This window comes from Nocardia sp. NPDC002869 (assembly GCF_046764065.1).
Classification (GTDB): domain Bacteria; phylum Actinomycetota; class Actinomycetes; order Mycobacteriales; family Mycobacteriaceae; genus Nocardia; species Nocardia rhamnosiphila.
Genome location: NZ_JBKOOL010000012.1, coordinates 36,010 through 62,450 on the forward strand (window position 1 = coordinate 36,010; position 26,441 = coordinate 62,450).

General features: G+C 70.5%; 26 protein-coding genes, 1 pseudogene and 1 riboswitch. Of the genes and pseudogenes, 13 read left to right on the top strand and 14 right to left on the bottom strand.

What is annotated here, in order from left to right:
* The first annotated feature begins 541 nt into the window (after positions 1-541).
* A complete protein-coding gene (locus ACLML9_RS03675) occupies positions 542-1,063 on the top strand; it encodes a hypothetical protein (RefSeq protein WP_411944127.1) in 522 nt (173 codons plus the stop codon).
* A gap of 64 nt (positions 1,064-1,127) precedes the next feature.
* Here the strand turns inward: ACLML9_RS03675 and ACLML9_RS03680 are convergent, their stop codons facing one another.
* Complete coding sequence (locus ACLML9_RS03680) at positions 1,128-1,883, bottom strand: SDR family oxidoreductase (RefSeq protein ID WP_411944128.1); 756 nt, start codon at positions 1,881-1,883, stop codon at positions 1,128-1,130.
* Between the two features lie 101 nt (positions 1,884-1,984).
* Between ACLML9_RS03680 and ACLML9_RS03685 the strand changes: the two genes are divergently transcribed.
* Complete coding sequence (locus ACLML9_RS03685) at positions 1,985-2,875, top strand: helix-turn-helix transcriptional regulator (RefSeq protein WP_411944129.1); 891 nt, start codon at positions 1,985-1,987, stop codon at positions 2,873-2,875.
* Positions 2,876-2,963: 88 nt separating this feature from the next.
* Here ACLML9_RS03685 and ACLML9_RS03690 read toward each other — a convergent pair.
* Positions 2,964-3,221 (bottom strand): annotated as a pseudogene (locus ACLML9_RS03690) (helix-turn-helix domain-containing protein); the annotation flags it as partial.
* A gap of 313 nt (positions 3,222-3,534) precedes the next feature.
* Between ACLML9_RS03690 and ligD the strand changes: the two are divergent.
* On the top strand, positions 3,535-4,497 hold the full coding sequence (ligD, locus tag ACLML9_RS03695; RefSeq protein ID WP_411944130.1) for a non-homologous end-joining DNA ligase: 963 nt from the start codon (positions 3,535-3,537) through the stop codon (positions 4,495-4,497).
* A 35-nt stretch (positions 4,498-4,532) separates the two neighbouring features.
* Here the strand turns inward: ligD and ACLML9_RS03700 are convergent, their stop codons facing one another.
* Positions 4,533-5,285, bottom strand: a complete 753-nt coding sequence (locus ACLML9_RS03700; RefSeq protein WP_030523212.1) for an isocitrate lyase/PEP mutase family protein — start codon at positions 5,283-5,285, stop codon at positions 4,533-4,535.
* 47 nt (positions 5,286-5,332) lie between these two features.
* Here ACLML9_RS03700 and ACLML9_RS03705 point away from each other — a divergent pair, with 47 nt between their 5' ends.
* Entirely contained in the window at positions 5,333-5,731 is a 399-nt protein-coding gene (locus tag ACLML9_RS03705) for a Pr6Pr family membrane protein (protein ID WP_411944131.1), read from the top strand.
* Here the strand turns inward: ACLML9_RS03705 and ACLML9_RS03710 are convergent.
* The 4 genes from ACLML9_RS03710 to ACLML9_RS03725 form a co-directional block, all read right to left on the bottom strand.
* On the bottom strand, positions 5,655-7,784 hold the full coding sequence (locus tag ACLML9_RS03710) for a RecQ family ATP-dependent DNA helicase (RefSeq protein ID WP_411944132.1): 2,130 nt from the start codon (positions 7,782-7,784) through the stop codon (positions 5,655-5,657). The two genes, ACLML9_RS03705 and ACLML9_RS03710, sit on opposite strands and share 77 nt — an antisense overlap.
* Positions 7,785-8,111: 327 nt before the next feature.
* Entirely contained in the window at positions 8,112-9,971 is a 1,860-nt protein-coding gene (locus ACLML9_RS03715; RefSeq protein WP_411944133.1) for a Na+/H+ antiporter, read from the bottom strand.
* A gap of 57 nt (positions 9,972-10,028) precedes the next feature.
* On the bottom strand, positions 10,029-10,988 hold the full coding sequence (locus tag ACLML9_RS03720) for a nucleoside-diphosphate kinase (protein ID WP_411944134.1): 960 nt from the start codon (positions 10,986-10,988) through the stop codon (positions 10,029-10,031).
* A gap of 10 nt (positions 10,989-10,998) precedes the next feature.
* Complete coding sequence (locus ACLML9_RS03725) at positions 10,999-12,516, bottom strand: PEP-utilizing enzyme (protein WP_411944135.1); 1,518 nt, start codon at positions 12,514-12,516, stop codon at positions 10,999-11,001.
* A gap of 343 nt (positions 12,517-12,859) precedes the next feature.
* Between ACLML9_RS03725 and ACLML9_RS03730 the strand changes: the two genes are divergently transcribed.
* The 3 genes from ACLML9_RS03730 to ACLML9_RS03740 all read left to right on the top strand — a co-directional run bounded on the left by ACLML9_RS03730 (position 12,860) and on the right by ACLML9_RS03740 (position 15,257).
* Positions 12,860-13,558, top strand: coding sequence for an ESX secretion-associated protein EspG (locus ACLML9_RS03730; RefSeq protein ID WP_411944136.1), 699 nt, complete (start codon positions 12,860-12,862; stop codon positions 13,556-13,558).
* Between the two features lie 81 nt (positions 13,559-13,639).
* Positions 13,640-14,014 carry a hypothetical protein gene (locus tag ACLML9_RS03735; protein WP_411944137.1) on the top strand — a complete coding sequence of 125 codons (375 nt, stop codon included), beginning with the start codon at positions 13,640-13,642 and terminating at the stop codon, positions 14,012-14,014.
* 184 nt (positions 14,015-14,198) lie between these two features.
* Positions 14,199-15,257, top strand: coding sequence for a hypothetical protein (locus ACLML9_RS03740; RefSeq protein WP_411944138.1), 1,059 nt, complete (start codon positions 14,199-14,201; stop codon positions 15,255-15,257).
* Between the two features lie 17 nt (positions 15,258-15,274).
* Here ACLML9_RS03740 and ACLML9_RS03745 read toward each other — a convergent pair whose 3' ends face one another.
* Both ACLML9_RS03745 and ACLML9_RS03750 read right to left on the bottom strand, forming a co-directional pair.
* Positions 15,275-15,550: a hypothetical protein gene (locus tag ACLML9_RS03745; RefSeq protein WP_411944139.1), complete on the bottom strand. Its 276-nt coding sequence runs from the start codon at positions 15,548-15,550 to the stop codon at positions 15,275-15,277.
* On the bottom strand, positions 15,517-16,236 hold the full coding sequence (locus ACLML9_RS03750; RefSeq protein ID WP_411944140.1) for a hypothetical protein: 720 nt from the start codon (positions 16,234-16,236) through the stop codon (positions 15,517-15,519). The genes ACLML9_RS03745 and ACLML9_RS03750 overlap by 34 nt, the downstream gene beginning before the upstream one ends.
* Here ACLML9_RS03750 and ACLML9_RS03755 point away from each other — a divergent pair.
* Positions 16,235-16,729: an aminoglycoside adenylyltransferase domain-containing protein gene (locus ACLML9_RS03755; protein ID WP_411944141.1), complete on the top strand. Its 495-nt coding sequence runs from the start codon at positions 16,235-16,237 to the stop codon at positions 16,727-16,729. The two genes, ACLML9_RS03750 and ACLML9_RS03755, sit on opposite strands and share 2 nt — an antisense overlap.
* A 17-nt stretch (positions 16,730-16,746) precedes the next feature.
* Here the strand turns inward: ACLML9_RS03755 and ACLML9_RS03760 are convergent, their stop codons facing one another.
* Entirely contained in the window at positions 16,747-17,484 is a 738-nt protein-coding gene (locus tag ACLML9_RS03760; RefSeq protein ID WP_411944142.1) for an SDR family NAD(P)-dependent oxidoreductase, read from the bottom strand.
* A 136-nt stretch (positions 17,485-17,620) separates the two neighbouring features.
* Positions 17,621-17,754, top strand: a riboswitch (cobalamin riboswitch).
* A 35-nt stretch (positions 17,755-17,789) separates the two neighbouring features.
* Between ACLML9_RS03760 and ACLML9_RS03765 the strand changes: the two genes are divergently transcribed.
* The 5 genes from ACLML9_RS03765 (at position 17,790) to ACLML9_RS03785 (ending at position 22,517) form a co-directional block, all read left to right on the top strand.
* On the top strand, positions 17,790-18,824 hold the full coding sequence (locus ACLML9_RS03765; protein WP_411944143.1) for an ABC transporter substrate-binding protein: 1,035 nt from the start codon (positions 17,790-17,792) through the stop codon (positions 18,822-18,824).
* Between the two features lie 62 nt (positions 18,825-18,886).
* A complete protein-coding gene (locus tag ACLML9_RS03770) occupies positions 18,887-19,873 on the top strand; it encodes a FecCD family ABC transporter permease (RefSeq protein ID WP_411944150.1) in 987 nt (328 codons plus the stop codon).
* A gap of 46 nt (positions 19,874-19,919) precedes the next feature.
* Positions 19,920-20,699 carry an ABC transporter ATP-binding protein gene (locus tag ACLML9_RS03775; protein WP_411944144.1) on the top strand — a complete coding sequence of 260 codons (780 nt, stop codon included), beginning with the start codon at positions 19,920-19,922 and terminating at the stop codon, positions 20,697-20,699.
* Between the two features lie 264 nt (positions 20,700-20,963).
* Positions 20,964-21,848: a hypothetical protein gene (locus ACLML9_RS03780; protein ID WP_411944145.1), complete on the top strand. Its 885-nt coding sequence runs from the start codon at positions 20,964-20,966 to the stop codon at positions 21,846-21,848.
* 9 nt (positions 21,849-21,857) lie between these two features.
* Positions 21,858-22,517: an endonuclease V gene (locus tag ACLML9_RS03785; RefSeq protein WP_411944146.1), complete on the top strand. Its 660-nt coding sequence runs from the start codon at positions 21,858-21,860 to the stop codon at positions 22,515-22,517.
* A 41-nt stretch (positions 22,518-22,558) separates the two neighbouring features.
* On the opposite strand, the gene proB is transcribed toward ACLML9_RS03785, so the two are convergent.
* From proB to rplU, 4 genes are all read right to left on the bottom strand, one after another.
* Positions 22,559-23,677, bottom strand: coding sequence for a glutamate 5-kinase (gene proB, locus ACLML9_RS03790; RefSeq protein ID WP_411944151.1), 1,119 nt, complete (start codon positions 23,675-23,677; stop codon positions 22,559-22,561).
* A gap of 42 nt (positions 23,678-23,719) precedes the next feature.
* Positions 23,720-25,177, bottom strand: a complete 1,458-nt coding sequence (gene obgE / locus ACLML9_RS03795; RefSeq protein WP_411944147.1) for a GTPase ObgE — start codon at positions 25,175-25,177, stop codon at positions 23,720-23,722.
* A 234-nt stretch (positions 25,178-25,411) separates the two neighbouring features.
* The gene (gene rpmA, locus ACLML9_RS03800; RefSeq protein ID WP_063129452.1) at positions 25,412-25,678 is read right to left on the bottom strand and encodes a 50S ribosomal protein L27; all 267 of its coding nucleotides are present in this window, start codon (positions 25,676-25,678) and stop codon (positions 25,412-25,414) included.
* Positions 25,679-25,723: 45 nt separating this feature from the next.
* Positions 25,724-26,035 carry a 50S ribosomal protein L21 gene (gene rplU, locus ACLML9_RS03805; protein ID WP_030523233.1) on the bottom strand — a complete coding sequence of 104 codons (312 nt, stop codon included), beginning with the start codon at positions 26,033-26,035 and terminating at the stop codon, positions 25,724-25,726.
* Positions 26,036-26,441: the final 406 nt, after the last annotated feature.

Here is a 26,441-nt window from a genome sequence, read left to right on the forward strand (position 1 = left end):
TCATAAAATAGACCGACGCTGGCGAAATCGGAATTCCGTGACACATTTACGCCAGCCATCAGCGCCGAACCCCTCCTGGCATCGGCGATATACGGATAGTGCACAGCAGCAGAGCCGCGGCGCACCCAGCCCTGAACAACAAGCACGCCGACGAGCAGGACGATCCCACCGACGGCCAGGCGTACAACATGCCCTCCAGATCGGCACACAGACCAGACACGGCCGCGATCCTCGGGTTTCGCGATTTCCCGATCCGGCAGGGTTTTCTCACACCAGCACCGCCATCGCGGACCCCCGGACAGAGGTCACGACCGCAGGTTCGAACGCGGCCGGTCCAGCGACCACCGATAACAGCGCCGTGCCAGCGACCGCCGTTTGCCGCGCCCGTTGTCGCGACACCAATCGAAACAGCGCGGCGTCGGGATACATATTGACTAGTTATCATCCGATGCATAACATCTGGGTCGTTATCAGTCGATAACCACAAGATCTGCCCGGCGCCGTGCGACCGGACAACCGACTCCCGCCTCGCAGGAACCGCATGTTCGACACCCTGATGCTGTTCGTGGTCCCCACACTGGTCCTGCGGCTACTCGGCCGGATCGGCGTCCGGCGCTTCGACACGTGGCGGGCCAGCGCCGCCCACGGACTGGCGTTCCTGTTCACCATGACCGGACTCGCGCATTTCGTACCCGACTCGGTCACCGTGATGCCCGGCCACGACGACCTGACGGCCATGGTCCCGTCCTTTGTTCCGTTCGCGGACTTCGCGGTCTACGCCACCGGTGTCCTGGAACTGGCCGGCGCCGTGGGGTTGGTGGTGACCGCCACCCGCCGCTGGGCCGGCCTGGGTCTCGCGGCGCTGCTCGTGATCATGATCCCGGCGAATATCCATGCCGCGCTGAACGATATTCCGCTCAACGGCGACGCGGCCACGCCGCTGTGGTTCCGGATCCCCGAGCAGATCGTGTACTTCACCCTCGCCCTCTGGGTGGGCGGGATCCTGCCCGCGGTGCGCCGGGACCGCGGCGCCGAGCGGTCGCTGGTCGCGACGGCGCGCTGAATCCGTCCGCTCGGGCCCCGTTCCCGCCCGGCACCGGGCGGGAACGGGGCCTTTCGCCCGGAAATCAGCCCTGCTGCGTGGGCACCAGGATCAACTCGGCCACATTCAGCCGCGCCGGCACCGAGGTGGCGAACGCGATCGCGTCCGCGATATCCCCCGGCTCCAGGATCGTGAAAGCCGTACGCCACTCCGACAGCTGGGCCTGCTGCTTCTCCCCGCGCATACCCGCGCCGAGTTCGGTGGCCACGAAACCGGGTTCGACGTTCTTCACCCGGACTCCCCGGGGACCGAATTCGGCGCGCAGGTTGCGGGTCAGATGCGCCACCGCGGCCTTGGTCGCGGTGTACACGGCGTACTCGGGGAATACGGCGTGCCCACCGACCGACCCCACCAGCACCAGATCGGCCCGGTTGCCGGCGCCGGCGGCCGCGAGCAGATCATCGATGAAGGCCCGTGCGGTGTGCAGCAGGCCGGTCACATTGGTCCCGACCATCTGATCCCACTCCTCGACATCGGCGGCTTCGAAGGGCGCGCCGAGCATCACGCCCGCATTCGCCACCACCAGATCGACCGGCCCCAGCGCGGCCCGCACCGTGGCGGCGGCATCGCGCACCGAATCGCGATCGGTCACATCGGCGACCACCGCGATCGCGCCGCCACCGAGTTCGGCGGCCAGTTCTTCGAGGCGTTCCTTGCGGCGGCCCAGCACAGCGACCCGCACGCCGTCCGCGGCGAGCCGGCGCGCGGTCGCGGCACCGATCCCGCTGGAAGCTCCGGTGACCACTGCCACTCGTCCGTTCGGATTCTCGTTGTTCGTCATGCTTCGACCCTCGCTCCCGGCCGGGAGTGCTGCCAGGTCGCGGACTTCCTGGTAGTCACAGGGCCACCCGGCCGGGCAGGGCCGCCCCTACCCTGGAACACATGCATTCGGACAACCGCCTGGGCGCGTTCCTGCGGGCCCGTCGTGAACTGGTCCGGCCGGAGGACTTCGGATTGCCCGGCGGCGGGCAGCGGCGGGTCGCCGGACTGCGGCGGGAGGAGATCGCGTTATTGGCGGGGGTGAGCGCGGACTATTACATCCGGCTCGAACAGGGCCGGGATAAACATCCGTCGGAACAGGTGGTCAGCGCCCTGGCCCGGGTGTTCGCGCTGGACGAGGAAGGTACCGAGCATCTGCGGGAGCTGGCCCGCCCGGCGCCGGCCCGGCCGAAGCGACCCCGCCGGCCCGAACGCGTGGCGCCCGGGCTGTTGCGGCTCATGGATCTGTGGGAGCGGACGCCGGCCCTCGTCCTGGGGCGCAGCCTCGACGTCTTGGCGGCCAACCCGCTGGCCGTCGCGGTGAACGCGTGCTCGGTCCCCGGTATCAACCAGGTGCGGATGGTCTTCCTCGACCCGCGGGCGCGCGATGTGTACCCCGAATGGAACTCGATCGCCGCGGATACGGTCGCCAGTCTGCGCGCGACGGCGGGCACCGATCTGGACGACCCGCAATTGACCGAACTCGTCGGCGAACTCTCGCTCAAGAGCGAGGATTTCCGGCAGTTGTGGGCCCGGCACGATGTGCGCACCAAAACGGCCGGGAAGAAACGGTTCCACCATGAGATGGTCGGCGAACTGACCCTCTCCTACGAGAGTTTCACCGTGAACGGTGTATCCGGGCAGACGCTCATCGTCTATCACGCGGAACCCGGTTCACCGTCCGAGCGCGCGCTGTCGCTGCTGGGCAGCCTGACGGCCGCGGAGTCCGCCGACGGCGGTTCGTCCCTGCCGCCCGCGACGCCGAACCGGGCCATCGATACGACGCTCGGCTAGCGTGCCCGGCACGTCGGTATCGCATGGGAATGCGTCCGGTCCCCGGGGGCCCGGCCCCGGCGAGCCGGAAGATCAGATCACGGTCGGAGTCGCTCAACCGCAGCGCCCGCGCCAAGGTGCCGAGCACCTGATCGGAAGGTTTGGAGCCGCGCCCTTGTTCGAGCCGGACGGTGTAGTCGACGCTGAGCCCGGCCAGTTGCGCGATTTCCTCGCGCCGGAGCCCGGACACTTGTCGACGGGGTCCTGCCGGAAGGCCCACCTCGGCCGGTGCGATGCGGTCGGGAAACCGTGCGCAGACCGGCCGGATCGGGCTGGGAGGTGTTCCTCGGTGCACGCGATCCCGCACGCGGTGGCGCCGCAGTGGCGGAGCTGGCCGAGCAGGGCGTGCGGGTCCGCCTCGTCACACTGGACGTGACCTCCGACGAATCGGTGGCCGCCGCGGCAGCCACCGTGCGGGCCGTGGTCCGGCCGCCTGGACGTGCTGGTCAACAATGCGGCGATCGCGGACCCGGACGGGGCCGAGGCGAAGCTGCGCGAATACGCGGCGGACCGGTCGTTCGGGGTGGCGATGATCGGCGCGGGCGTACGCATGGCGGCCGGGCGACCGACGCGCCACGGACAACCGAACCCGAACCGCGTGCGGCGGCTAGGGTCGGACCATGGCTGGCGGTGCGGGCGCGGCGGTGGAATTGACGGTCGGAGAACGCGACGTGCGTATCTCCAACCCCGACCGGGTCTATTTCCCGGAGTCCGGCGTGACGAAACTCGATCTGGTGCAGTACTACCTGAGCGTCGGCGACGGGATCGTCAACGCGCTGCGGGATCGGCCCTGCATGCTGCACCGCTTCCCGAAGGGGCTGACCGGCGGGAAAGTGCACCAGAAACGGCTGCCCGCGGGCGCACCGGACTGGGTGTCGACCGTGCGGGTGTACTTCCCGCGTTACGGACGGCACGCCGATGAGCTCTGCGTCGGCGAACTGGCGGAAGTCATCTGGGCGGTACAGATGTCCACGGTCGAGTTCCATCCGTGGAATTCGCGCCGGGCCGATACCGAGAGTCCGGACGAATGGCGGATCGATCTCGACCCCATGCCGGATTGTCCGTGGTCACGGGTGCAGCGGGTGGCCGGGGTGGTCCGCGAGGTGCTCGACGAGATCGGCGCGGTCGGCTGGCCGAAGACCTCGGGCGGCAAGGGCTTGCACATCTATGTGCGGATCGCGCCGGAGCACGGATTCCAGCAGGTGCGCCGCGCCGCCCTGGCCTTCGCCGAAGAGGTCCGCCGCCGGGCTCCCGACGATGTGACGACGACCTGGTGGCGGCGCGACCGCGATCCGGGCCGGCTGTTCATCGACTACAACCAGAACGCGCGCGACCATACGATCGCCGCCGCGTATTCGGTGCGCGGCAATCCCGCGGCCACTGTCTCCACCCCGGTGGGCTGGGACGAGATCGAGGACATCCACCCCCGCGATTTCACCGTCGCCACCGTGCCCGCCCGGTACCGCCGACTCGGCGATCTGCACGCGGGAATCGACGACGCGGTATTCGATCTGCGGCAGCTGATCGAATGGGCCGACCGTGACGAGGTGGATCTCGACGAGGAGCCCGCCCCGCAATCCTGACCGGTCCGGGCCCCGCGCCGTTCACCGCCGGGGAATTATTTCCAGGGTTCCAGCAGTCGTTTCGCCTCCACCGCGAGCGCGGCCTGCAGGAACGGCCCGAAGCTCACGCGCGCCGCCCCGGCTTCCGCGAAATAGGCCTTGTCCCCCTGCTCCGGCACGGTGACCGCGTTGACCGGCAACGGCAATTCGGCGCACAGCCGGGCCAGCACATCGGGCCCGTAGCGGCCGACCGGATACAGCACATCGGCCCCGGCCGCGGCCGCCAGCCGCAACCGTTCGATCGCCGGGCCGACGAGTTCGGCCGGATCACCGGACGGCGCGAGCAGCAGATCGGTGCGGGCGTTCACGACGACGTGCACACCGCTGTCGTCGGCCGCCTGCCGCAACCGGCCCACGAGATCGGCGTGCTCCTGCGGTTCGCGCAGCCGCCCGCCTTCCTTGTGCACGGTGTCCTCCAGGTTGAAGCCGACCGCACCGGCCTGCAACAACCCGTCGATGAGCGCCGCCGGCTCGACACCGTACCCGGATTCGAGATCGACCGAGACCGGCACGTCCACCGCGGAGGTGATCTCCCGGACGCGGCCGAGCACATCGGTGAAGGCCATACCCTCGTGATCGGATTTGCCGAGCGAATCGGCGAGCGGATGGCTGCCGACCGTGAGCGCCGGAAAACCGGCCTGCTGGACGAGGTCCGCCGACCAGGCATCCCACACCGTGGGCAGGATCACCGGGTCACCGGGGCGATGGAGTTCGAGGAATGCGGCGGCCTTCTCGGGCAATGTGGTCACCGTACCGATCCTGCCGCACCCGGGCCCGGTTACGCATCCGCTGTCGCGTGTCGCTGTCACGAGCGCGGCCGGCCGGTCCGGCCGCCCGGCTGCTGTTCGGGCCCCGGCCCCGGGTCGACCGGCGCACGGTCTCCGCCGCGCTGATCTGGCCGGTCGCCTGGATCGGTTACACCTTCGCCCACGGCACCGTGACGGACTGGTACCCGTATCCGTTCCTGGATGTCACACGAAACGGATACGCGACCGCGGTGACCAACACACTTCTGGTGGTCGTCCTGGCCGTGGTGCTGATCGGCCTGTTCGCGCTGCTCGACCGGCTGCCCACCGCCAAGGGGCGAACCCGGCGGGCGGACATCCCGGACGCACCGGTCAGGCCGGGGTCGCCAGGGCGAACGGGAGAACCGCCGGGGCGCCCGCCCGGCGTAGCGCCCACGCCGCGACGGTGAACGTCCAGCCGGTGTCGGTGAGGGCGTCCACCAGCAGGACGGGACCGTCCGCCGCCCCGAGGTCGGGAACCTCCCACCCGTCGTACAGGGCGGCGACCCGGTGGGCCGAGTTGACGGCGGAGACCGGTGGCCGGTCCGGACGAATGCGCAGGGTGCCCAGGTTACGCAGCCGGCCGATCCCGGCGAGACGTTCGGCCAGCGATCCGGTGAGCACCGGATGCGTCTCGGACTCCAGGGCCATTACCGCGGTGGGCCGGACGGCCCAGTCCCATTCCCGCAGGACCGGAACGCACGCGTCGACCACCTCGTCGGGAACCGGGCCGTCGGGACCGTCGAGGATCGGGCGCAGCCGCCGGCCCCAGCCCAGCGAATTCAGCCGGCCCAGCACCCGTCCGGTCTCGGCGCCCTCGGCGATCTTGCCGGACAGCGGCACCCCCAGTTTCGCCATCCCGGTCGGCCACTGTTTACGCGGCGCGAGATCGATACCGGGCCGGTCGAGCCGGGCCCGGGTGGCGGCCACCGCCGCGGTGTCGACGGTGGTCTCGCGATACTCGCCGGTGCAGTTGTCGCAGCGGCCGCAGGCGCCGGTACCCGGCGCGGCGGCCAGCAGCGCCGGATCGTCGAGCTGACGGCGCAGGAATTCCATCCGGCAGCCGGTGGTGCTCTGGTAGTCGAGCATGGCCTGCTGTTCGGCCGTGCGGGCGGCCTCGAGCCGTTCGTACCGGTCGGCGTCGTAGGTCCAGGGCTCGCCGGTGCCGAGCCAGCCGCCACGCACCCGGCGGACCGCGCCGTCCACATCGAGCACCTTCAGCACCATGTCGAGCCGGGAGCGGTTCAGTTCGACCAGCGGTTCCAGGGCGGCGGTGGACTGCGGACGCTCCCGGTCCAGCGCTTCGAGGACGGACCGGACCACATGTTCGCGGGGAAAGGCGACCGAGGCGAAGTAGCTCCAGATGCGGGTGTCCTCGGGACCGGGCAGCAGGACCACCTCGGCGCGTTCGGTCGCGCGCCCGGCACGGCCGACCTGCTGGTAGTAGGAGATCGGCGAGGACGGCGCGCCCACATGGACCACGAAACCCAGATCGGGCTTGTCGAAGCCCATGCCCAGCGCGGAGGTGGCGATGAGCGCCTTGACCTCGTTGTTCAGCAGGGCGGCCTCGAGGGCTTCCCGTTCGGTGGGGTCGGTCTGGCCGGTGTAGGCGGCCACCTTGTGGCCGTGGGAGTTCAGCACATCGGCGAGGTCGTGGGCGCCGGCCACGGTCAGGGTGTACACGATCCCGGAACCCGGCAACCGGTCCAGCCGACCGCTGAGCCAGGCGGTGCGCTCCACCGCGTCGTCGAAACGGACCACCGACAGGTGCAGCGACTCACGGTCGAGGTCCCCGCGCAGGACCAGGGTGTCGGTGCCGATCTGCCCGGCCACATCGGTCACCACCCGGTCGTTGGCCGTGGCGGTGGTGGCCAGAACCGGTACGTCGGCGCCGAGGTCGGCGATCAGCGTACGGATGCGGCGGTAGTCCGGGCGGAAATCGTGGCCCCAGTCGGAGACGCAGTGCGCTTCGTCGATGACCACCAGCCCGGCGTCGGCGGCGAGCCGGGGCAGTACCTGGTCCCGGAAATCGGGGTTGTTCAGTCGTTCGGGGCTGACCAGCAGTACATCCACCGAACCGGCGGCCACCTGCTGGTGGATCTCGTCCCATTCGGTGACATTGCCGGAGTTGATCGTCGCCGCGACCACTCCGGCCCGCTGGGCCGAGGCGACCTGGTTGCGCATCAGGGCCAGCAACGGCGAGACGATGACGGTGGGCCCGCGACCCCGCGCGCGCAACAGTTTCGCCGCGATGAAGTAGACCGCGGATTTACCCCACCCGGTGCGCTGCACCACCAGAGCCCGTCGTTTACCGACCACGAGCGCTTCGATCGCGGTCCACTGGTCCTCCCGCAAGCGGGCGCCCGGCCCGGCGAGCTCGCGCAGCAGCGCCTCCGCGTGCTCTCGTAGTTCGCCGGCGACTTCGCCGGCCCCGCCCATGGTGCTGCCCGGTGCTGTCGTCATGGCGCCCATCCTGCCGCAGGCCACCGACAGCGGCCGGCCCCGCCCGCCGCTGTCGCCCCGGCTGCCGGAATCGCCCCGGGACACCCCGGTGCCGCCCGAGCGCTGTCGGGTAGCCGGCGGACAGGGCCGGCTGTCGCTGCCGATCCTGCGGGGCCGATTCGGGCAGCTGGTCGCCCCGCACCACCTGGAGGTCCGCTCTCGACCGCGGGGCCCGAGCGATCCCGGGAACCGGCACGCTCACCTGCGTCGCCCGCGACGCCGGGTGCGGCAGTCCCGGACCCGGCCGCACACCGGTGGATACCGCGCGCCGAGAGAGGCCGATCGAGGTCAGCCGAGGAGTTCGTCGACATAGCACCAGCGCCACGCCTCGCCGGGCTCCACGCTGCGCATGACCGGATGATCGGTCGAGGTGTAGTGCCCGGCCGCGTGGTTCCCCGGCGAGGAATCACAGCAGCCGATATTTCCGCAGGTCAGACACATGCGCAGATGTACCCATGTCAGGCCCTCCGCCACACACTGCGCACACACGTCCGGCCCGTCGGATTCGCACACCAGCGGGGCTGCCCGCAGATGCGCGCAGTCCTCGGCCGCGCCGCCCGGGACCGCCAGCGGCTCGGGCCGCTCCTCCTCGTCGCCCTCGTCGAACCGGTCGATCATGGACTCCTCGAGATCCAGCCGGGCCAGGACGTGCTGCAGGATCTCGTAGTCCACCCCGCCCGAGTCGCGGACCCGCAGCACCGTCTCCCGTTCGGCCCGCAACATCTCCAACCGCAACCGGCGGTATTCGGCGGTGGGGGTCGCCAGCTCGGATTCCGGCCGGCCCAGGCGCTCCCAGGCCGCATTGGTCCGCCAGGTGACCCGGTCGCGCAGGGAGTGCACGACCTCCTCCGGGGTGTCCGGACCGATCGCCGCGTCCAGCGCGGCGAGCCCCGCGTTGGACGCCTGGGTCAGCAGATTCGCCTTCTGCAGCGCGTCCTCGGCACGGCTCGGCCCACGCAGCCGCAGCCGCCGGACCAGCCACGACAGCGAGGTGCCCTGGAGCAGCAGAGTGCCCGCGACGACGACCAGAGCCAGCAGTTTCAATACCGGCAGCTGTGGAGTGTTCGCGGGCAGCAGCAGCACGGCGGCCAGGGTCACCACCCCGCGCATCCCCGCCCAGGAGACCACGGTCGAATGGGCCGCGGGCGCCGGCGACCGCCCGAACACCCGCTCGAGGAGGGCATAGCCGAAGATCCAGACCGGTCGCGCCAGAATCACCGCCAGCAGCACCGCGATCGCCGTGACGATCAGGGTGCCGTGGTCCAGCCCGCTCGCCCACGCGTCCCGGACGATCGTGTTCACCTGCAGCCCGATGATGAGGAACACCGCGCTCTCCAGGATGAACTGCACGGTGCCCCAGTTGATGCGTTCGGCGGTACGCGAGGCCGCGCTCTGCCACACCGGTGCCCCGTGCCCGAGGATCATCCCGCAGGTCACCACGGCGATCACGCCGGAGGCGTGGATCTCCTCGGCCGGCAGATAGGCCAGGAACGGCGCCAGGAAGGACAGGGTCGTATCCAGGACCGGGTCGGTGATCCGCCGGCGCAGCAGGGCGAGCGCGTACGCGACCGCGATTCCCACCACCGCGCCGCCACCGGCGGCGAGCAGGAAATCACCGCCGGCGTTCCACACCGAGACCGCACCCGCCGACGCCGCGATCGCGGTGCGCAATGCCACCAGTGCGGTCGCGTCGTTGAACAGCGACTCCGCTTCGAGAATGGACACGATCCGGCGCGGCATCCCGATCCGCCGCGCCACCGCGGTCGCGGCCACGGCATCCGGCGGCGCCACCACCGCGCCCAGCGCCACGGCCACGGCGAACGGCACCGGCAGCAGCCACCAGACGACCGCGGCCACCGCGAACGTACTGAACAGGACCAGCCCCACCGACAGCAGCGCGATCGCGCCGATATTGGCCCGGAAATCCACCAGCGAGGTACGGATCGCCGCCGTGTACAGCAGCGGCGGCAGCAGGCCGAGCAGCACCACCTCCGGTTCCAGATGGACCTCGGGGACGAACGGCAGATACGACGCGGCGACCCCGGCCACGGTCAGGGCGAGGGGCTCGGAGATGCCGGCTCGGCGCGCCAGCGCCGCCACGGCCGCCGCCGAGGCCACCAGGACAACCAGGCCGATCGCGATGTGCATTCGCGAATTCTCGCAGGTGGCCGATTACCGGTGACACGCTCGTCGGCATACCCGGGGTCAGCGCGCGCCGGCCCGCCAGTCGGCCGCGGTCACCGAGCGCAGGGCCCGTGGTCCGGCGTCGGCCCGCATCGGCAGCACCTCCGCGCCCAGGACGACCGCCGACCACGGGTCGATATCCAGTCCGGCCGCCAGCGCCCGGGTCAGCATCGCGGCGCAGGCGCCCGCGGACCCGGTATCGAAATCCGCCGGCGCGGGCGCGCCCGCACGATCCAGATCGCGCAGGAGGCGATCGAGCGCGACGGACTTGTCGAAGGAACGGCACGGCGTCCGGGCGTAGAGGGCATCGGCGAGGGTCCGGGCGGTCTCGGCGCTGTCGGCGCCGGTGTAGGCCCGCGAGATCACCTCGGCACGGCGGGTCTCGGGGAAGAAGATGGCCAGTTCGCGCACGACATCGGCGGGGTCTTCCGGGGTGTGCACGGGGTTGAGCACCGTGCTGCGCTGTCCGAGGAGATAGCGCAACTGTCCCGGGCGGCGCTGCGCCGGATCGTCGGGACCCGCGCCTTCGGCCAGCCGCACCGGGGCCGGAAGCTCACCGTCGGGTCCGGTGACGACCAGCAGCAGCGCCTCGGATATCCCGGCCAGCAGATCGGTGAGCCGGCGCCGCTCCGGTGAGGCGGTATTCCAGCTGTAGCGCCACAGGGCGCGCACCAGATGCCGGTTCAACGGCACGGCGGCCGCGTCGACTACCCGGAAGCCGTTGCCGGACAGCCATTTCAGCGTCGGATCCACCGCCCGGGAGACGATGGCGCCCGGCGCCAGCAGCAGCAGCGAATGGCGGGACGCGAACGCGGCGGGGTCGACCCGCAACCGCCGCAGCTGATCGATGCATTCGAGCACATAGGTGTCGCCGTGGTAGGCGCCGGCCTTGTCCTCGGCCGGGGTGAGTGCCGACAACAGGGCCGCCAGCGGGTCCGGCGGGGGCGGCGCGGCGGGTTGCGCGGTCTGCGGATCGGTCATCTGTTCCACCTCATCTCCGGCCCACCCCGGACAACACCGTCACCGTGCCCGCGGACCCGTCCACCCGCAGGCGCATACCGGTCCGCAGTTTCGCGGTACATCCCGGCACCCGGACCACCGTGGGCACACCGAGCGCACGGGCGATGGTCGCCACCACGGTGAGCGGGCCACCGTGTTCGATCACCAGGGCCGACGCCGAGGGTAGTGCCGCCACCCAGTGCGGATCGGCGCCCTCGGTGACCAGGACCCCCGGGGCCGGATCGCCCGATCGGTCCGCCACCACCGCCGTCCCCTCGGCCACGCCCGCGGCGGACGCGGTTCCGGTGAGCACATCGCCGTCGCGCGCGGCCGCGATCCGGTCACGCGGCGACCAACCCTGTTCTGCCAGTTCCCCATCCGAGAAATCCGGGCCTTCGGTACTGAAACGTACCGGAGCCGAGAGCTCGCCGGCGGCGTGGGCTGCCTTCCGGACCGCGATCCGGGCTTGCAGATCCGGTATCGGCACCCGGTCGTAGCAGGCGCGCAGTTCGCCGGCGGTGAGATACCGGATATCGGCGGGCTCGCGGAGAATCGCGCGCCCGGCGAGGTCACCGGCCATCACCCGGATCATGGCCTCGACGAGGCCCGCCGCACGGGTCCGGCTCGACCGGATGGTGTCCCGGTGCGCGGCACAGCGTGCCGCGCGCACCCGCACCAGGTCGTAGAGCCATCGGCGCGGACCGCCCAGCATCCGGTCGAGGTAGGCGTCCGGGTCCTCTCCGGTGACGACCGGCTCCCCGACGGCCGGGTTTTCCGATGCGCCGGGTGATCCGGTATCCGCGGGAGGCCGCAGCGCCGCGTACCGGAACGACGCGGGCGCCTCCGGCAGATAGGCCTCGGTCAGCGCGACCACGGCGCCGGTGAGGATCAGCGCGAGGGCGTCCAGGACCGTCACGGGACCCCACAGCAGGACCAGCTCCCGGTCCAGGCGCCGATACTCCGCGTAGGCGTGCTCCCCGTGCGTGTAGTCCGTCGCCTCGTAACGGTCACAGACGCGGTCGAACTCGGTGCGGAACTCCCGCATCATCGATTCCGTCCGCAGCGCCCGGTGCACGAAGGCCGCGGTCGTCCGGACCCGCGAGCGGACCCGGCGCGCCCCCGACTCGAAGGTGAAGGGACGCAGCGTTTCCGCGATCTCGTCGAGCAGCGGGTCGGGCGCGCCCAGCACCGCCTCCAGTCCGCGCCGGTTCAGCCGGTGGCCGGGCGCGATCGCCGCAAGCCGATACCAGTGCAGCAGATCGAGATAGACCCGTCCGTGAAAACTGCCCAGCAGATACGGCGTCCACGCATCCGTCTGCGCCAGCTGGTCCGCCGGGACACCGAGCGAACGCGCGTATTCGCGGCAGACCCGGCCGTAAATACCGGCGGCGAGGGTGAAGGTCAGCGGTGCGGTGGCCCCGGGGAAGACCTCGGCGGTGGTGGCATCGTCCCAGATCCGCGGTTCCCCCGGCGCCACCGGCTCGCCCGCGCCCCGGATCACCCCCGCCATCGCCCGCTCCCGCGGCGGAAAGCACACGCGACGCCCGTCCACCCCGGTAGTCGCTCCCCCGGCGCGCACGGCCGGGGGGCCGCACCACACCGCGCCCTGATCTCCGTCTCGGTATCGTCCGTCCCGAGCACCCGCAAGAACCGACCTCCAACCCGGTCTGCCACAACAGGACATCGTCGTCCGTGCCGACGAGTAAACCCGAGAACGACCTCGTCCACCGCGTATTCGGGTTTTGTGTCCGACCGCGGGGTCCACCGGCCCCGGCCGTGCCGAGTCGGGTCCGCGCGAAACAACCGATAGTCTGAGAAGGCCCGCGCAGGTTTCGGTGAGGATGTGATTCCGCGTGAGTTGGAGCCTGACCCCCGACGAGTTCGCGCATGTATGGCGCCGCGCCGACCTGGACCGGATCCCCTATCCGCTGCGGATACTCGAATCGCCGCGCACCGAGCGCGACGCCCGGCTCCTGCGCGCCGAACTCGCCCAGCGGTTCCCGCCGGACCCCGATCTCGATGCCTGCCTGCGCATTCTCGCGCTGCCGCAGACCCGGGTGATCGCCATCGGCGGGGCCCCCGAACCGGGCCGGGAACTGCGCGTACTGGGTTGCGTCGTCTACGATCGCGCGGTCCTGGCGGTTCAGGCCCCCGGACGCACCCGGGAATTCGGCGGGCCGGTCCAGCTCTCGATCGGGCACAGGACGAAACTCGGCGCCCGGCTGGCGGCACTGCTGCCGAAGGCGCCCGCCGGCCGCCACCCGGCCCGCACCGCCTCGGCCGCGGCGGTCCGCGATACCGAGACCGTCATCCAGGAAGAACGTGCCGCGCCGCTGATCCGGAAACTGCTGCGCGCCCCGCACACCGCCGACGGCCACATCCGGATCGAACCGCACCTGGACCGGCCGAATCCGCCGCCGCCGCTGCACTACACCTGGCTCGATGTCGAAAACGACGGCCGCTACCTGCTAAAAGTGGATGAGAACGTGCACATGGTGCCTGCCTCCCCCGAACAACTCGCCGCGCACCTGCAGAAGCGGATACCCGGCTGAGCCGGTATCGCGCCGGACCGGCTGCCCCGGGCCACCGTTCCGGCTACGCTGGACCTGACCGACGGAGGGGTACGCCAGTCAATGAAGATCGAAGACAGCCGCGCCGAGATCGTCCGGTTCCGCCAGGCAGCCCATACGGGGACGATCAAGTTCGATCCGGAGGCGGCACGCCGCTGCGCGGAACTCTACGACCGCCAGGCCGACCGGCTCATCTACCTGCGACAGCGCCTGGAAGACGCCTCCGACCCGCACGGTTTCGGTGGTCTGGTCTCGGCGCAGCAGCTTCAGGCCGGGTTCGGGCACAAGGCCCGCGACGCCGCCGCCCTGCTCGACCACTACATCGAAGCGGCCTACCGGATGAAGGAAGCGTTCCTGGTCAGCGGCGGACTCTACGACGAGGCCGACGCCGCGAACGCCGCCGCGGTACGCGCCCTCGAAGCGAGGCTCGACCGATGAGGGGCGATACCTCCGCCTTCGCTGCGGCCTCCGCCGACACATGTACCCACCGGAAGAAGGTTCGGTGCAGCGATACCTTCACCTTCGCTGCGTCCGCCGACACATGTACCCGCTACGAAGAAGGTTCCATGCGGCGGAACCTCCGCCTCCGCGGACCGCATGCGACCGCTTCGAAGGATGCTCTATGACAGGGACCGATCCCGATTACATCAGCGCCATGGAGCATTTCGAGGCCATGCGTCACGAGGACATCTACCAAGCCACGCAGCAGATCGATGCCGGTGAGATCCTGCGGACCTCCGGCACCTGGATGCACGCCGCCACCACCTTGCAGACCTCGCTGCCGCTGACCCGTGCCGGCGCGGACCGGGTGATGAACGCGATGGAATGGGATGGTGAGGCCGCCGACGCCGCCTTCGCCAGTACCCGAAGTTTCGCCGATTCGGTGGAGGAACTGGCCGGCGTGCTCGGTCAGGTGGGGTTGCGCCTGGGTGCGGTGGCCGCGGCCGCGGAAGCGGTGAAGATCGCGGTGGTACCGCCCGGAGATTCCGGCCCGGTCGGCGCGCTGGCCCGGCTGCTGGAGGCGGCCAAGGTGATCGACGCGCAAATGGTGCAGGAGGTGCTGCGCCAGGAGGCCATCCTCACCATGAACATGGTCTACAAACCCGCCTACCTTGCGGCGGGTACCGCGGTGCCCGCGCTGCCCGAGCCGCCGGCCGCCCCCGGTCCGTTGCCTCCGCTCGGGCCGGCGCCGGCGCCCCGCGCTCGAATCGATTCGGCGGTCGGCGCGGAATCTGCACCGGCGGCAGGAGATTCCACCGCACCCGGCGGTGAGGCCACCGAGTCCGGGGATGGCCCCGATCGGCCGGTGCCGCAGGGCGACTCGGCTCCGACGGCTCCCACGCCGGAGGGTCCCACGGCACCGGAAGATACCCCCGCGCCGTCCCCGGAACACGGCGGCGGATCCCCGCGGCCACCAGCACCCGAGGTTCCGGAGCCGACCGACGGCTCGGCGCCCCCTCCCGGGGATACCGCACCGGCACCACCCCCGGCGCCACCCGTCCAACCGCCCGCGGCCGAACAACCACCCGCTTCCCCGAATCCGGCGGAGCCGGAACCGCCCGCGGCACCGAATCCGACCGCGGTACCGCTCTCGGATCCGGCCGGGCAGCCCGGTATCACCGGACCGGTGCCCGGACAGCGCGCCCCCGACCAGCCCGGAGTCATTCCGCCACAATCCTGAGGCGGCCCCGCGGAGCACTACTGACCGGGATAGTCCTGCACCCAGTGGAACCGCGGACCGTTCAGCGGGAAGGCAGCGGGATCGGTCGCTCGTAGATCGATGGTCACCGGCCCGCCGTCCAGTTCTCCGTCCAGTCGCAGGATGCCGGGTTCCGGACGGGTATAGGCGAAGTCGGCGGTCGGGATGCCCGCCGGGCCGGTACCGGCCGGAGCGGCGACCGTGAGGGTGTGCGCGGTTGCGTCGACCTGTGCGGGCACCGTCACCAACGCCCCGTCCATCCGCTGCCACGACACCGCGCCATGCTCACCACACTCAGCAGCGCGCCGAGGGTCGCCGTGCGCGGTACCAGCAGCAGCAGGCCACCGATCAGTTCCGCTACCCCGAGCAGGATCTCGTATACCGGCGCGCTACCCACCTGCAGCCACAGCACCGCCATCGGGGAGAGCTGACCGAAGGGCTGGATGAGCGCCGAGAACGGCGGCGGCGGCATCTGGGTCGGCACCGCCTTGGCGATGCCGTAGAACAGCATCTGCCCGGCGACGCACCAGCGCAGGATCGTCAGGAACCACGCGCCGGCCCGCGGGTACGCGAGGCGCCGCCGGTCGAGCACCGACCACAGCGCCGCCGCCACGCCCGCCACCACCAGCGCGGTGAACACCATCACCCAGATGATCGCCTGGTCACCACTGCCGGAGTCGCGGTGGAACTGCACCTCGATGCCGAATACCGTCTGCCCCACCCACGTCAGCACCGATTCGGCGGCCATCAGCGGCCACATCGGCGCGGTATCGGGCAGGAAATGGTGGGCGAACCCGGCGAAGACGAACAGGATCTGCCCGATCATCACGCAGAAGATCACGCTGTAGACGACTCCGAACCGGAACGCCACCCGCGCGGGCCACGACCAGCGCACCGGCTGCGGGTCCTCGGGTCCGGACAGCTCTCGCCGGGAACCGGTGACCGTCCGAACCGCACCCATGCCACGACCTCGCTGTTCCGACTTGTCCGACGACCCACCCCGGCCGGCCCGAGCCGGACCGCCACTCGAACCTAGACCACCTGCCCGGTCCGGCGCCTCCGTGACAACCCCGATTCCGCTGTCCTCCCTCCGCACGACGTCGTGCACCACGAAGGGGCCCTGCGGAGTACGAAGCACCCAGCGGCGCGCACTGTCCCGGAGTGCAATACCTCGGCCCGGCGTGGACGGTGACGAGCGCAATGCCGTCCTGACGCCGGCCCGGATGTGGATCACCGCGGAGACCGGGGCGGTGGTCTCCAAAACCGAAGCGGCCCAGCGACCGGCGGCCCGGGCGCCGGCGCGCACGCCGCGTTGCTGCGCCGCGCGCGGGACGGCTATCTCGGTGCGGCGGTGGATGATTGGGCCGGGCACCGGGACGAGGTGGCGGCGTTCGTGCGATATGCCGCCGCGGGGATCACGGCCGCCGCGGTCGCCGGCCGGGGTACAGCACTGAGCACTCCCCCGGACCCGTTACCAGGCGATGGCCCCCTGCGCGCCGACGAAGGAACCGTCGGTGGACACCTCCGGCGATTCCGCCGCCGCGAGGACGACCTGGGCGGCCTGCTCCGGCGTCGTCGGCGCGTCGGCCGACGCGGGAGCCAATTCGGTCGCGACGAAACCGGGGCATACCGAGGTCACCCGGACGGCGGTATCGGCGAGCGATTTCGCCAGCCCGACCGTGAGGCTGTTCAGTGCCGCCTTCGACGCCTGGTAGCCCGGGACCACCATCGAGTAGTACGCCGACTCCGGGTTCCGCTGCTCGGTGAGCGAGCCCATCTCGGTGGAGATGTTGACGATCCGCCCGGCCGGTGCGCGGCGCACCAGCGGCAGCAGCGCTTCGATCACATTGGCGGGGCCGAAGGTGTTGGTCATCAATGTCTCGGTGAACGCGCCGGGATGGGCGAAGTTCACCGTGCCGGTGGCGGTGGCCTCGGGCAGGATGCCGGCATTGTTCACCAGGACATCGATGTGGTCGTGCCGTTCGGCGAGGGAATCGTGCAGGCACCGCGCGCTGTCCACCGAGCACACGTCGAGGACCTCCCCTTCGGCCGCCAGTCCCGCCGACCGCAGTTCGGCCACCACGGCCTCCACCGCCGGCGCGCGGCGTCCGGTGACGATCACCCGGTAACCCGCGCGGGCGAACGCCGTCGCGGTGGCGCGTCCGATTCCGCGGGTCGCCCCGGTGACCACCACGATCTTCTCCGACATGTCGTTCCTTTCGTCATTTCCGTTCGTGCCCTATGAGCATCGCGGAGGGCATACGGTGCGCGCTGGCAGGAAATCGCCGTCGCATTCGCCCGCGGCCGGTACGCCGGCTCGAGCGGGTCGAACGTCCAGTTCACTGTCGGATAGCATGGTCGGCGGCCGCACTGCGGTCGCGGCGTGATGAGGGAACCCGGTGGAAATCCGGGACTGGCGCGCAACGGTGACACCCACATGGTGGAGTCCGATCACTCATCCGCCGAGCTCGGTTCCGGCCTCGCGCACAGGCCCAGACGCAAGGAGTCCACGCCGTGACGCGGTCCTTTTCTTCGGCGGTCACCGCCGTGGTATCCACCCTCCTGCTGGCCGGATGTGCCGGTGCGCCCGACTCGGACGGTCCGGCCGCCGGGTCCGCCGCCGGCTATCCGGTGACGATCGAGAACTGCGGCGTCGAGGTCACCGTGGCGGCGCCGCCGCAGCGGGCGGTCGCGCTCGATCAAGGGGCGGCGGAGATCCTGCTGTCGCTCGGTCTGGCCGATCGGATGGCCGGCACCGCCACCTGGACCGATCCGGTGCGGGAGAACCTGGCCGCCGACAACGCGCGGGTGCCGCGGCTGGCCGACAACCGACCCTCGTTCGAGGTCGTCCTGGACAAGGAACCGGATTTCGTCGCCGCCTCCTTCGGCGGCACCCTCGGTCCCGGCGGCGTGGCCGAGCGGCAGCAGTTCACCGAACTGGGTGTCCCCACCTACCTCTCGCCGACCGACTGCGACGGCAAAACCGATATCAGCGTCAATGCCGACGGTGCTCGCACCGAACCGTTGACCATGGATTCGGTCTACCGGGAGATCCGCGACCTGGCCGCTGTCTTCGATGTCGCGGACCGCGGGGAGCGGCTGGTCACCGAACTGCGCGACCGCTACTCGGCCGCGTCCGGGCGGATCGCCGCGGAGCGGGTCTCGCTGGCCTACTGGTTCGCCGACACCTCCACGCCGTATGTCGCGGGCTGCTGCGGCTCATCCGGGATCATCACCGACGCGGTGGGCGCGAAGAACGTTTTCGATGACACCACCGACGAATGGCCGCAGGTCGGCTGGGAGACCCTCCTCGACCGCGACCCCACCGCCCTGGTCCTGGCCGACCTGAGCCGGCGCAGCCTCGCCGGGGACGCGCTGGACAGCAAGATCGCCTTCCTGGAATCGAATCCGGTGACGGCGAAACTGACCGCGGTCCGCGAGCGGCGCTACATCGTGGTCAACGGCGCCGATATGAACCCCTCGATCCGGACGGTCGACGGGGTCGAGAAGGTCGCCGACGCCCTGGAGCGGTGGGGTTACGGTTCGTGAGCTCCGCAGCGTCGAGCACCGCCGACCGGCTCGCCCGCGCGCCCGCGACGGCGGCGCTGGTGATGGTCGGGGCGGCCGTACTGGTCGTCTCGATGGCCTTCACCATCACGATCGGTCCGGCCGAGCTGTCGGTCGGGGAGGTCTACGCGGTGCTGTTCGAGAAGCTCGGTTTCGGCACCGCGGCCGTCTCGCCGATCCGCGAAGGCATCGTCTGGCAGTTGCGGCTGCCACGAACCCTGCTGGCCGCGGTCTGCGGTGCCGGCCTGGCGGTGTGCGGGGTGGTCATGCAGTCGCTGTTGCGCAATCCGCTCGCCGATCCGTTCGTGCTCGGGATTTCCTCCGGCGCGTCGACGGGGGCGGTACTGGTGGCGGTCCTCGGTGTGGGCGGCGGCCTGATCTCGTTGTCCACCGGCGCTTTCCTCGGTGCGCTCGTATCGTTCGGGCTGGTGCTGGTACTGGCCGCGGGAGCCGGAGGCGGCACCGCGAAGGTGGTCCTGGCCGGGGTCGCCGGAACCCAGCTGTTCTCCGCGCTCACCTCGTTCGTCGTGCTGTCCTCGGCCGACGCCGAACGGACCCGCGGCATCCTGTTCTGGCTGCTGGGTTCACTCGCGGGCGCCACCTGGACCGATGTGGGCACGACCGCGGCCGTATGCGTCGCCGGGCTGGCGCTGTGCCGGTGGTACGCCTCCGCACTGGACGCGTTCACCTTCGGCTCGTCGACCGCCGCGACCCTGGGCGTCGCGGTCGGCCGGACCCGGCCGATCCTGCTCGTGATCACCGCGCTGATGACCGCGGTAATGGTCAGCGCGACCGGAGCGATCGGTTTCCTCGGCCTGGTGCTACCGCACGCCGCGCGTTTCCTCGTCGGTCCCCGGCACAGCCGGCTGATCCCGGTGACCGCGGTACTGGGCGCGATCCTGCTGGTCTGGGTCGACGCGCTCGCCCGGACCGTGTTCGCGCCGCAGGAGGTACCGGTCGGCGTCGTCACGGCACTCGTCGGTGTCCCCGCCTTCGCCCTGCTGCTGTTCCGCACCCGGAGCGCGCCGTGACCGGCCGGGCAGCCACGAACCGGACACCGAGCCCGCGGAGCGCACGGTGACGCTGCACGCACAGGATCTGTCCTGGACCCGCGGCGGCAACCTGGTCGTCGATGCGGTGACCGTCCGGCCGGAACCCGGGCAGACCGTGGGTCTGCTGGGACCGAACGGTTGCGGTAAATCGTCGCTGCTGCGCCTGCTGGCCGGTGTTTCACGACCGGATCGCGGCAGCATCACCCTGGACGGAACACCCCTGCACCGCCTCGGCCGCCGCCCGCTGGCCCGCCGGATCGCCATGGTCGGGCAGCACGCGCACACCGAGGTCGATATCACCGTGCGGGATGTGGTGCGGCTCGGACGCATCCCGCACCGCGATGTGTTCGGCCAGGACGGTGACGAGGAGCCGGCGATCGACCGGGCCCTGCGCGACACCGGGCTCACCGGCCACGCACACCGCTTCTGGAGCACCCTCTCGGGTGGCGAACGGCAGCGCGCCCAGATCGCCCGGGCGCTGGCCCAGGAGCCCGCTGAGCTGCTGCTCGACGAACCGACCAATCACCTCGATATCGCCCATCAGCTCGATATCCTCGACCTGGTTACGCGGTTGCCGCTCACCACCGTCGTCGCCCTGCACGATCTCGATCTCGCCGCGATGTTCTGCGACTACCTGCTGGTCCTGGACCGGGGCCGGGTCGCCGCGCACGGCACCCCCGCCGAAACCCTCACCGAGCAACTCGTGCGCGACGTCTACGGTGTGGCCGCCACGATCACGGTCGACAACGGTGTGCCGGTCGTCCGCTACCGCCGCGCCGCGACACCTCACGGGTCCACCGGCTGAGTCCGGATCATGGCCCCGAGAAACCGGGTGGCCGACCGGTGCGCCGAGCAGGGCCGCCGTCGAATCCCGTACCGTGCGAGCATCTTCCGTTCGGGGTCGCGGCGTAACGCGCCGCGATCACCGGCCGGGGCGGAGAGGCGAAGGCGGGTCCGGCGCCGATTCGAACGGTGGCGCACAGACGACACGGTGCACGAGGCGGAGTTGCCCTTCGATTGCCGATATCATCGCAGGTGCCCGATCGAATCTGAAGTACAGGTAGTACCGATGACAAGCCAGCCGCACACCGTATCCCCCGAGAAGCCGAAGGCCGTTGCGGGGCCGGACGCGGTGGCCGATCCGCGGCCGGTTCCGGCCCGGGACTATTTCCCGCCCCCGCGGGAACTGTGGGGCAATCTGTACGGCTGGACCTATCCGGCGGTGTTCCTGGTAGCCGTTCTCGCCACTTTCCTGCTGGCGCAGGCCGCGCTCGCGCTGGATTCCGGGCAACCGTTACAGCCGGCGTTCCATATCGCGGCCGCCGTCTGGGTCGCCTCCTACCTGCCGATGCTCTCGGCGACCTCGCGTGGCCGTTCGCGGATCCGGATCGAAGGCGCGCGATTCGCCAACGAGCAGGACACGCTGGAGATCCGCCGGTCCCTCGGTTACGAGGTCGCCCTGGTCGTCTGTTTCCTCGGCCTGGCGACACTGTGCGCGATCTTCGGTATCGGCACCTGGACCGGCACGCTCACCCTGAATCCGCATCCGCCGATTCCACCGTGGGTGGCTCTCACCACCGCCGGGCTGGTCCTGCTCTATCTCTGTGCGTACGCGCGGCGACCGGAGATCCGCCGGCTGGTGCTGACACCGATGCATATCGTGCTGCCCACCAAAACCTCGATCGCGAACATGGTGAGCTGGACCTCGATCGAACAGATCGAGGTGGTGTCGCGCAACAATTCCAAGGGCACCATCCAGATCTCCCGCCCCGGCCGCAAGCCCGGTCGCCGGGTCACGAAACGTATCCACGCGGAGAAACTCTCGATCGGGTCGGCGGCCACCTACTGGCTGATCCGCTTCTACCACGAGAACCCCGACCTGCGCGTCGAACTCGCCGACGAACGGGCCGCCGCACGGTTGCGCAGCTACGCGGTCGTCCCCGGGGCCCGATAGGCTGCCGGCATGGTACGGGTCCGGCAGATGCACGACTGGGCGGTGGGCGCGGACGAGGCCGTCGCCGTGCAGCAGCGACTGCGGGACCGGGTACGGGTGGGCGACGAGCACGGCCCGATCCGGCGGGCCGCCGGCCTCGACGTCGCCTACCGCGATCCCGATATCGCGATAGGCGTGGTCACCGTGCTGGATGTGGATTCGCTGACCGTGGTGGACCAATCGGTCGTCCGGGAACGTATCGAGTTCCCTTATATCTCGGGACTTTTCGCATTCCGCGAGATACCGCCGCTGACCCGCGCGCTCGAAGCCCTGCGCGTGGAGCCCGATGTGCTGGTCTGCGACGGTCACGGGCTGGCCCATCCCCGCCGGTTCGGCCTCGCCGCGCATCTGGGTGTGCTCACCGACCTGCCGAGTATCGGTGTCGCGAAGAAATCCTCCGGCGAATATCACGAGCCGGGTCCGGCCCGCGGTGATTCGGGTCCGGTCACCGTGGACGGGGAAATCGTCGGCCGTGCCCTGCGCACCCAGCCCGGGGTCAAGCCGCTGTTCGTCTCGGTCGGACATCGCTTCACCCTCGACTCCGCCTGCGCGCTGGTGCTGCGGCTGGCCCCGCGCTACCGGCTACCGGAGACCACCCGCACAGCCGATCATCTGGGCCGTATCGCCTGACCCGGCGACCTCGCCCCGCCCCGGCGAGGTCGTCCCCGCGGTCAGACGCGGACCAGATCGTCGGCGTGGATCACCGGACGCTGCATACCGTCCGGCAGTTCCCGGGTCGAGCGGCCGAGCACTGTCGCGAGTTCGGCGGCGTCGTATTCCACGACCCCGCGGGCCACGACCGTGCGATCCGGGCCTACGAGATCGACCACATCACCGCCGTGGAACCGGCCGCGGACCCCGACGATTCCGGCGGCGAGCAGCGAGCGCCGGGCCTTGGCAACGGCTTCGACCGCCCCGGTATCGATGAGGATCGCGCCCCGGCTGTCGGCGGCGTGCCGGACCCAGAACCGCCGCGCCGACAGTCGCACCGGACGGGCGGCGAAAGCGGTGCCGACCGTACCGGTGCCGAGCGCTTCGGCGGCCGCGGCGGCCGCGGCCAGCAGCACCGGGACACCGGCGTCCGCGGCCAGCCGGGCGGCCGACAGTTTCGAGGCCATCCCACCGGTGCCGAGCACACCGCCGCTCCCGGCGATCACCCCGTCGAGATCGGCGCTGGTGCGGACCTCACCGATGAAATTCGCGTCGCCCTTGCGCGGATCACCGTCGTAGAGCCCGGCCACGTCGGAGAGCAGGAACAAGGCGTCGGCGCCCACCAGATGGGCCACCAGCGCCGCCAGCCGGTCGTTGTCGCCGAACCGGATCTCCTCCGTGGCGACGGTATCGTTCTCGTTCACCACCGCCACCGCGCCCAGCGAGCGCAGCCGGTCCAGGGTGCGCTGCGCATTACGGTGGTGTTCCCGGCGGGCGAAATCGTCGGCGCTGAGCAGGATCTGACCGACGGTGCGGTCGTACCGGGCGAACGAGGTGCCCCAGGCATGGACCAGTGCGAGCTGGCCGACGCTGGCCGCGGCCTGTTTGGTCGCGAGGTCACGGGGCCGCCTGGTCAAGCCGAGCGGGGCCAGGCCCGCGCCGATCGCCCCGGACGATACGACGACCACATCGGAACCGGCCCGCATCCGGGCCTCGATGGCATCGGCGAGCCGGTCCAGCCGGTCGATATCGAGTCCACCGGTCAGGCTGGTGAGCGCGGACGAGCCGATCTTCACCACCACCCGCCGGGCCCCGGCGATCGCACGCCGGGCGTCACTGAGTTCTGCCGGAACCGGGATCACGGCCGTGCCCCCGCTCCGTGGTTACCCTGGTTCACCCGCCTACTCCTCGCTTTCCTCATCCACCAGACCGCGCCGCACCCGCGACGCGTGCTTACGTTCGGCCGCGCTGACCCGATCGGTCTGTTCGAGCCGGATATCGGTACCGCGGCCGGTCGGGACCATATCGGTGCCCGCGGCGATCAGCGGTTCCCATTCGAAGGTCACCTCGCCGATGGTCACCGGCGCACCCGGTTCCGCACCCAGCCGCACCAGTTCGTCCTCCACACCGAGCCGGGCCAGGCGGTCGGCGAGGTAACCGACGGCCTCGTCGTTGTCGAACTGGGTCTGGCGCACCCAGCGTTCGGGCCGGGTGCCGCGCACGATGAACCCGCCCGGCTCCTCCGGGTCGGCGCGCACAGTGAAGCCGGAATCGTCCACCGGGACCGGGCGGATCACCGGCCGCTTCGGTGCGGCCGCGGGGTGCGCGTCACGGTAGGCCTGCACCAGTTCGGCGAGTGCGAAGGTCAGTTGCCGCAGGCCGGAATGGGCGACCGCCGAGATCCGGAACACCGGCCAGCCCCGCTCCTGCAGTTCGGGCGTGACCAGGTCGGCGAGATCTTCCGCCTCGGGCACGTCGACCTTGTTCAGGATCACCACCCGCGGCCGGTCCGCGAGGTCGCCGAGGCTCACGTCACCGCGGAGGGCGGGTTTGTAGGCGGCGAGTTCGGCTTCGAGAGCGTCGATATCGGAGAGGGGGTCGCGGCCGGGTTCCAGCGTCGCCAGATCGACCACATGCGCCAGCACCGCGCAACGTTCCAGATGCCGGAGGAAGTCCAGGCCGAGGCCGCGTCCCGCACTGGCGCCGGGAATCAGTCCCGGGACGTCGGCGATCGTGAACGTCGTATCGCCCGCGTTCACAACACCGAGGTTCGGCACCAATGTGGTGAAGGGATAGTCGGCGATCTTCGGTTTGGCGGCGGACAGCACCGAGACCAGCGACGACTTCCCCGCGGACGGAAACCCGACCAACCCCACGTCGGCGACGGATTTGAGTTCGAGGACCACATCGTGGGCCTCCCCCTCCTCGCCGAGCAGCGCGAAACCGGGCGCCTTACGGGCCCGCGACACCAGGGCCGCATTACCCAGACCACCCCGGCCGCCCTTGGCGACGACGAACCGGTTACCGTCCCCGACCAGGTCCATCAAGACCTCCCCGTCGGCGTCCAGCACGACGGTTCCGTCCGGGACCTTCAGCAGCAGCTCCCCGCCCTTCTTCCCGTCCCGGTTGCCGCCCTCGCCCGGTTTACCGTTACCGGCCTTGGCGTGCGGGTGGAAGTGGAAGTCCAGCAGGGTGTGCACATTGGCGTCCACCTCGAGGATCACATCCCCGCCGTTGCCTCCGTTACCGCCGTCGGGTCCGCCCAGCGGTTTGAACTTCTCCCGGTGCACCGACGCGCAGCCGTGCCCGCCTTTGCCGGCACGGACATGAAGAACGACACGGTCGATGAACTTGGCCATGGCCGGATCATCCTCCTCAGGGAGTTCGGGGGGTGGGACGGACACTGGGTTCCGGGGTGGAACAGGCAGTGCGTTCCGGGGTGGGGCGGGCAGTGCGTTCCGGAATCGGGAAGGCACAGCGCCGGAAATCGGGACCGGGCCCGGTCGGGGCGGCGGCACCGGGGGTGGAAACGCGAAAAGCGGGCCGAGGGTTTGTCACCCTGACCCGCTCGCTGTGGTGGAGTCGTCAGCCGGTCAGGCTTCGACCGGCTCCGGGACCACGATGTTGACGGTCTTGCGACCCCGCTTGCTACCGAACTCGACAGCACCCGCCTCGAGCGCGAACAGGGTGTCGTCCCCGCCACGGCCGACATTGACGCCGGGGTGGAAGTGGGTGCCGCGCTGCCGCACCAGGATCTCGCCGGCCTTCACCGACTGCCCGCCGAAACGCTTCACGCCGAGCCGCTTGGAATTGGAATCGCGGCCGTTCCGGGAGCTGGATGCGCCCTTCTTATGTGCCATTGCTGATACTCCTTCAGCGCGGGCCTGCGCGGCCCTGCGGGGTGGTTACTTGATGCCGGTGACCTTCAGGACCGTCAGCGGCTGACGGTGTCCCTGGCGCTTGTGGTAGCCGGTCTTGTTCTTGAACTTGTGGATGCGGATCTTCGGGCCCTTGGTCTGCTCGACCACCTCGGCCGAGACCGAAACCTTCGCGAGCGCGTCGGCCGCGGTGGTGAGCTCGGCGCCATCGACGACGAGCACCGGCGACAGTGCCACGGAGGTGCCCGGCGCACCCTCGATCTTCTCGACCTTCACCAGGTCACCGACCGCGACCTTGTACTGCTTTCCGCCGGTCTTGACGATCGCGTACGTTGCCATCGGTCGGCTGCCCTTCTTCCTATAGTGCTCGGCACTCGTTCACACGGTAGTATCTCGGTTTCGCACCGGGGTCCACCGCACGACTGGTCTGGTAATCCGCCGCCTCGGCCACTGGTGGCTCTCGGTATCGGGAACCGGCCACGGAACAGCAGATGCTGTCGCCGGGCAGCGACTGCCAAGATTACAGGATGGCGGTACATGCGACCAAACCGGTCCCCGCGCCGCACCCCGGCGGACCCGCCCGGAGCACCGGAAGCGGTGTGACGCGGACCTCCGACCACCGGGTACGACCACTCGGCATTGCCGACGCATTGCTGTGGTTCATCTCGGCCATCGCCATCGCGTTCACGATCAGCTCGAGCCCGACGAAGCAGGGGTGGCACGACAACGCGGCGGGTGGGACGCA

What these genes read in the sequence shown, in the direction of transcription:
- ACLML9_RS03760 (WP_411944142.1), bottom strand. Translation starts at nt 17,484, where the DNA reads ATGTCGGAGAAGATCGTGGTGGTCACCGGGGCGACCCGCGGAATCGGA.
- rpmA (WP_063129452.1), bottom strand. Translation starts at nt 25,678, where the DNA reads ATGGCACATAAGAAGGGCGCATCCAGCTCCCGGAACGGCCGCGATTCC.
- ACLML9_RS03735 (WP_411944137.1), top strand. Translation starts at nt 13,640, where the DNA reads ATGAAGATCGAAGACAGCCGCGCCGAGATCGTCCGGTTCCGCCAGGCA.
- ACLML9_RS03740 (WP_411944138.1), top strand. Translation starts at nt 14,199, where the DNA reads ATGACAGGGACCGATCCCGATTACATCAGCGCCATGGAGCATTTCGAG.
- ACLML9_RS03785 (WP_411944146.1), top strand. Translation starts at nt 21,858, where the DNA reads ATGGTACGGGTCCGGCAGATGCACGACTGGGCGGTGGGCGCGGACGAG.
- ligD (WP_411944130.1), top strand. Translation starts at nt 3,535, where the DNA reads ATGGCTGGCGGTGCGGGCGCGGCGGTGGAATTGACGGTCGGAGAACGC.
- ACLML9_RS03715 (WP_411944133.1), bottom strand. Translation starts at nt 9,971, where the DNA reads ATGCACATCGCGATCGGCCTGGTTGTCCTGGTGGCCTCGGCGGCGGCC.
- rplU (WP_030523233.1), bottom strand. Translation starts at nt 26,035, where the DNA reads ATGGCAACGTACGCGATCGTCAAGACCGGCGGAAAGCAGTACAAGGTC.
- ACLML9_RS03685 (WP_411944129.1), top strand. Translation starts at nt 1,985, where the DNA reads ATGCATTCGGACAACCGCCTGGGCGCGTTCCTGCGGGCCCGTCGTGAA.
- ACLML9_RS03680 (WP_411944128.1), bottom strand. Translation starts at nt 1,883, where the DNA reads ATGACGAACAACGAGAATCCGAACGGACGAGTGGCAGTGGTCACCGGA.
- ACLML9_RS03675 (WP_411944127.1), top strand. Translation starts at nt 542, where the DNA reads ATGTTCGACACCCTGATGCTGTTCGTGGTCCCCACACTGGTCCTGCGG.
- ACLML9_RS03755 (WP_411944141.1), top strand. Translation starts at nt 16,235, where the DNA reads ATGCCACGACCTCGCTGTTCCGACTTGTCCGACGACCCACCCCGGCCG.
- ACLML9_RS03780 (WP_411944145.1), top strand. Translation starts at nt 20,964, where the DNA reads ATGACAAGCCAGCCGCACACCGTATCCCCCGAGAAGCCGAAGGCCGTT.
- obgE (WP_411944147.1), bottom strand. Translation starts at nt 25,177, where the DNA reads ATGGCCAAGTTCATCGACCGTGTCGTTCTTCATGTCCGTGCCGGCAAA.
- ACLML9_RS03720 (WP_411944134.1), bottom strand. Translation starts at nt 10,988, where the DNA reads ATGACCGATCCGCAGACCGCGCAACCCGCCGCGCCGCCCCCGCCGGAC.
- ACLML9_RS03710 (WP_411944132.1), bottom strand. Translation starts at nt 7,784, where the DNA reads ATGACGACAGCACCGGGCAGCACCATGGGCGGGGCCGGCGAAGTCGCC.
- ACLML9_RS03725 (WP_411944135.1), bottom strand. Translation starts at nt 12,516, where the DNA reads ATGGCGGGGGTGATCCGGGGCGCGGGCGAGCCGGTGGCGCCGGGGGAA.
- ACLML9_RS03770 (WP_411944150.1), top strand. Translation starts at nt 18,887, where the DNA reads ATGGTCGGGGCGGCCGTACTGGTCGTCTCGATGGCCTTCACCATCACG.
- ACLML9_RS03750 (WP_411944140.1), bottom strand. Translation starts at nt 16,236, where the DNA reads ATGGGTGCGGTTCGGACGGTCACCGGTTCCCGGCGAGAGCTGTCCGGA.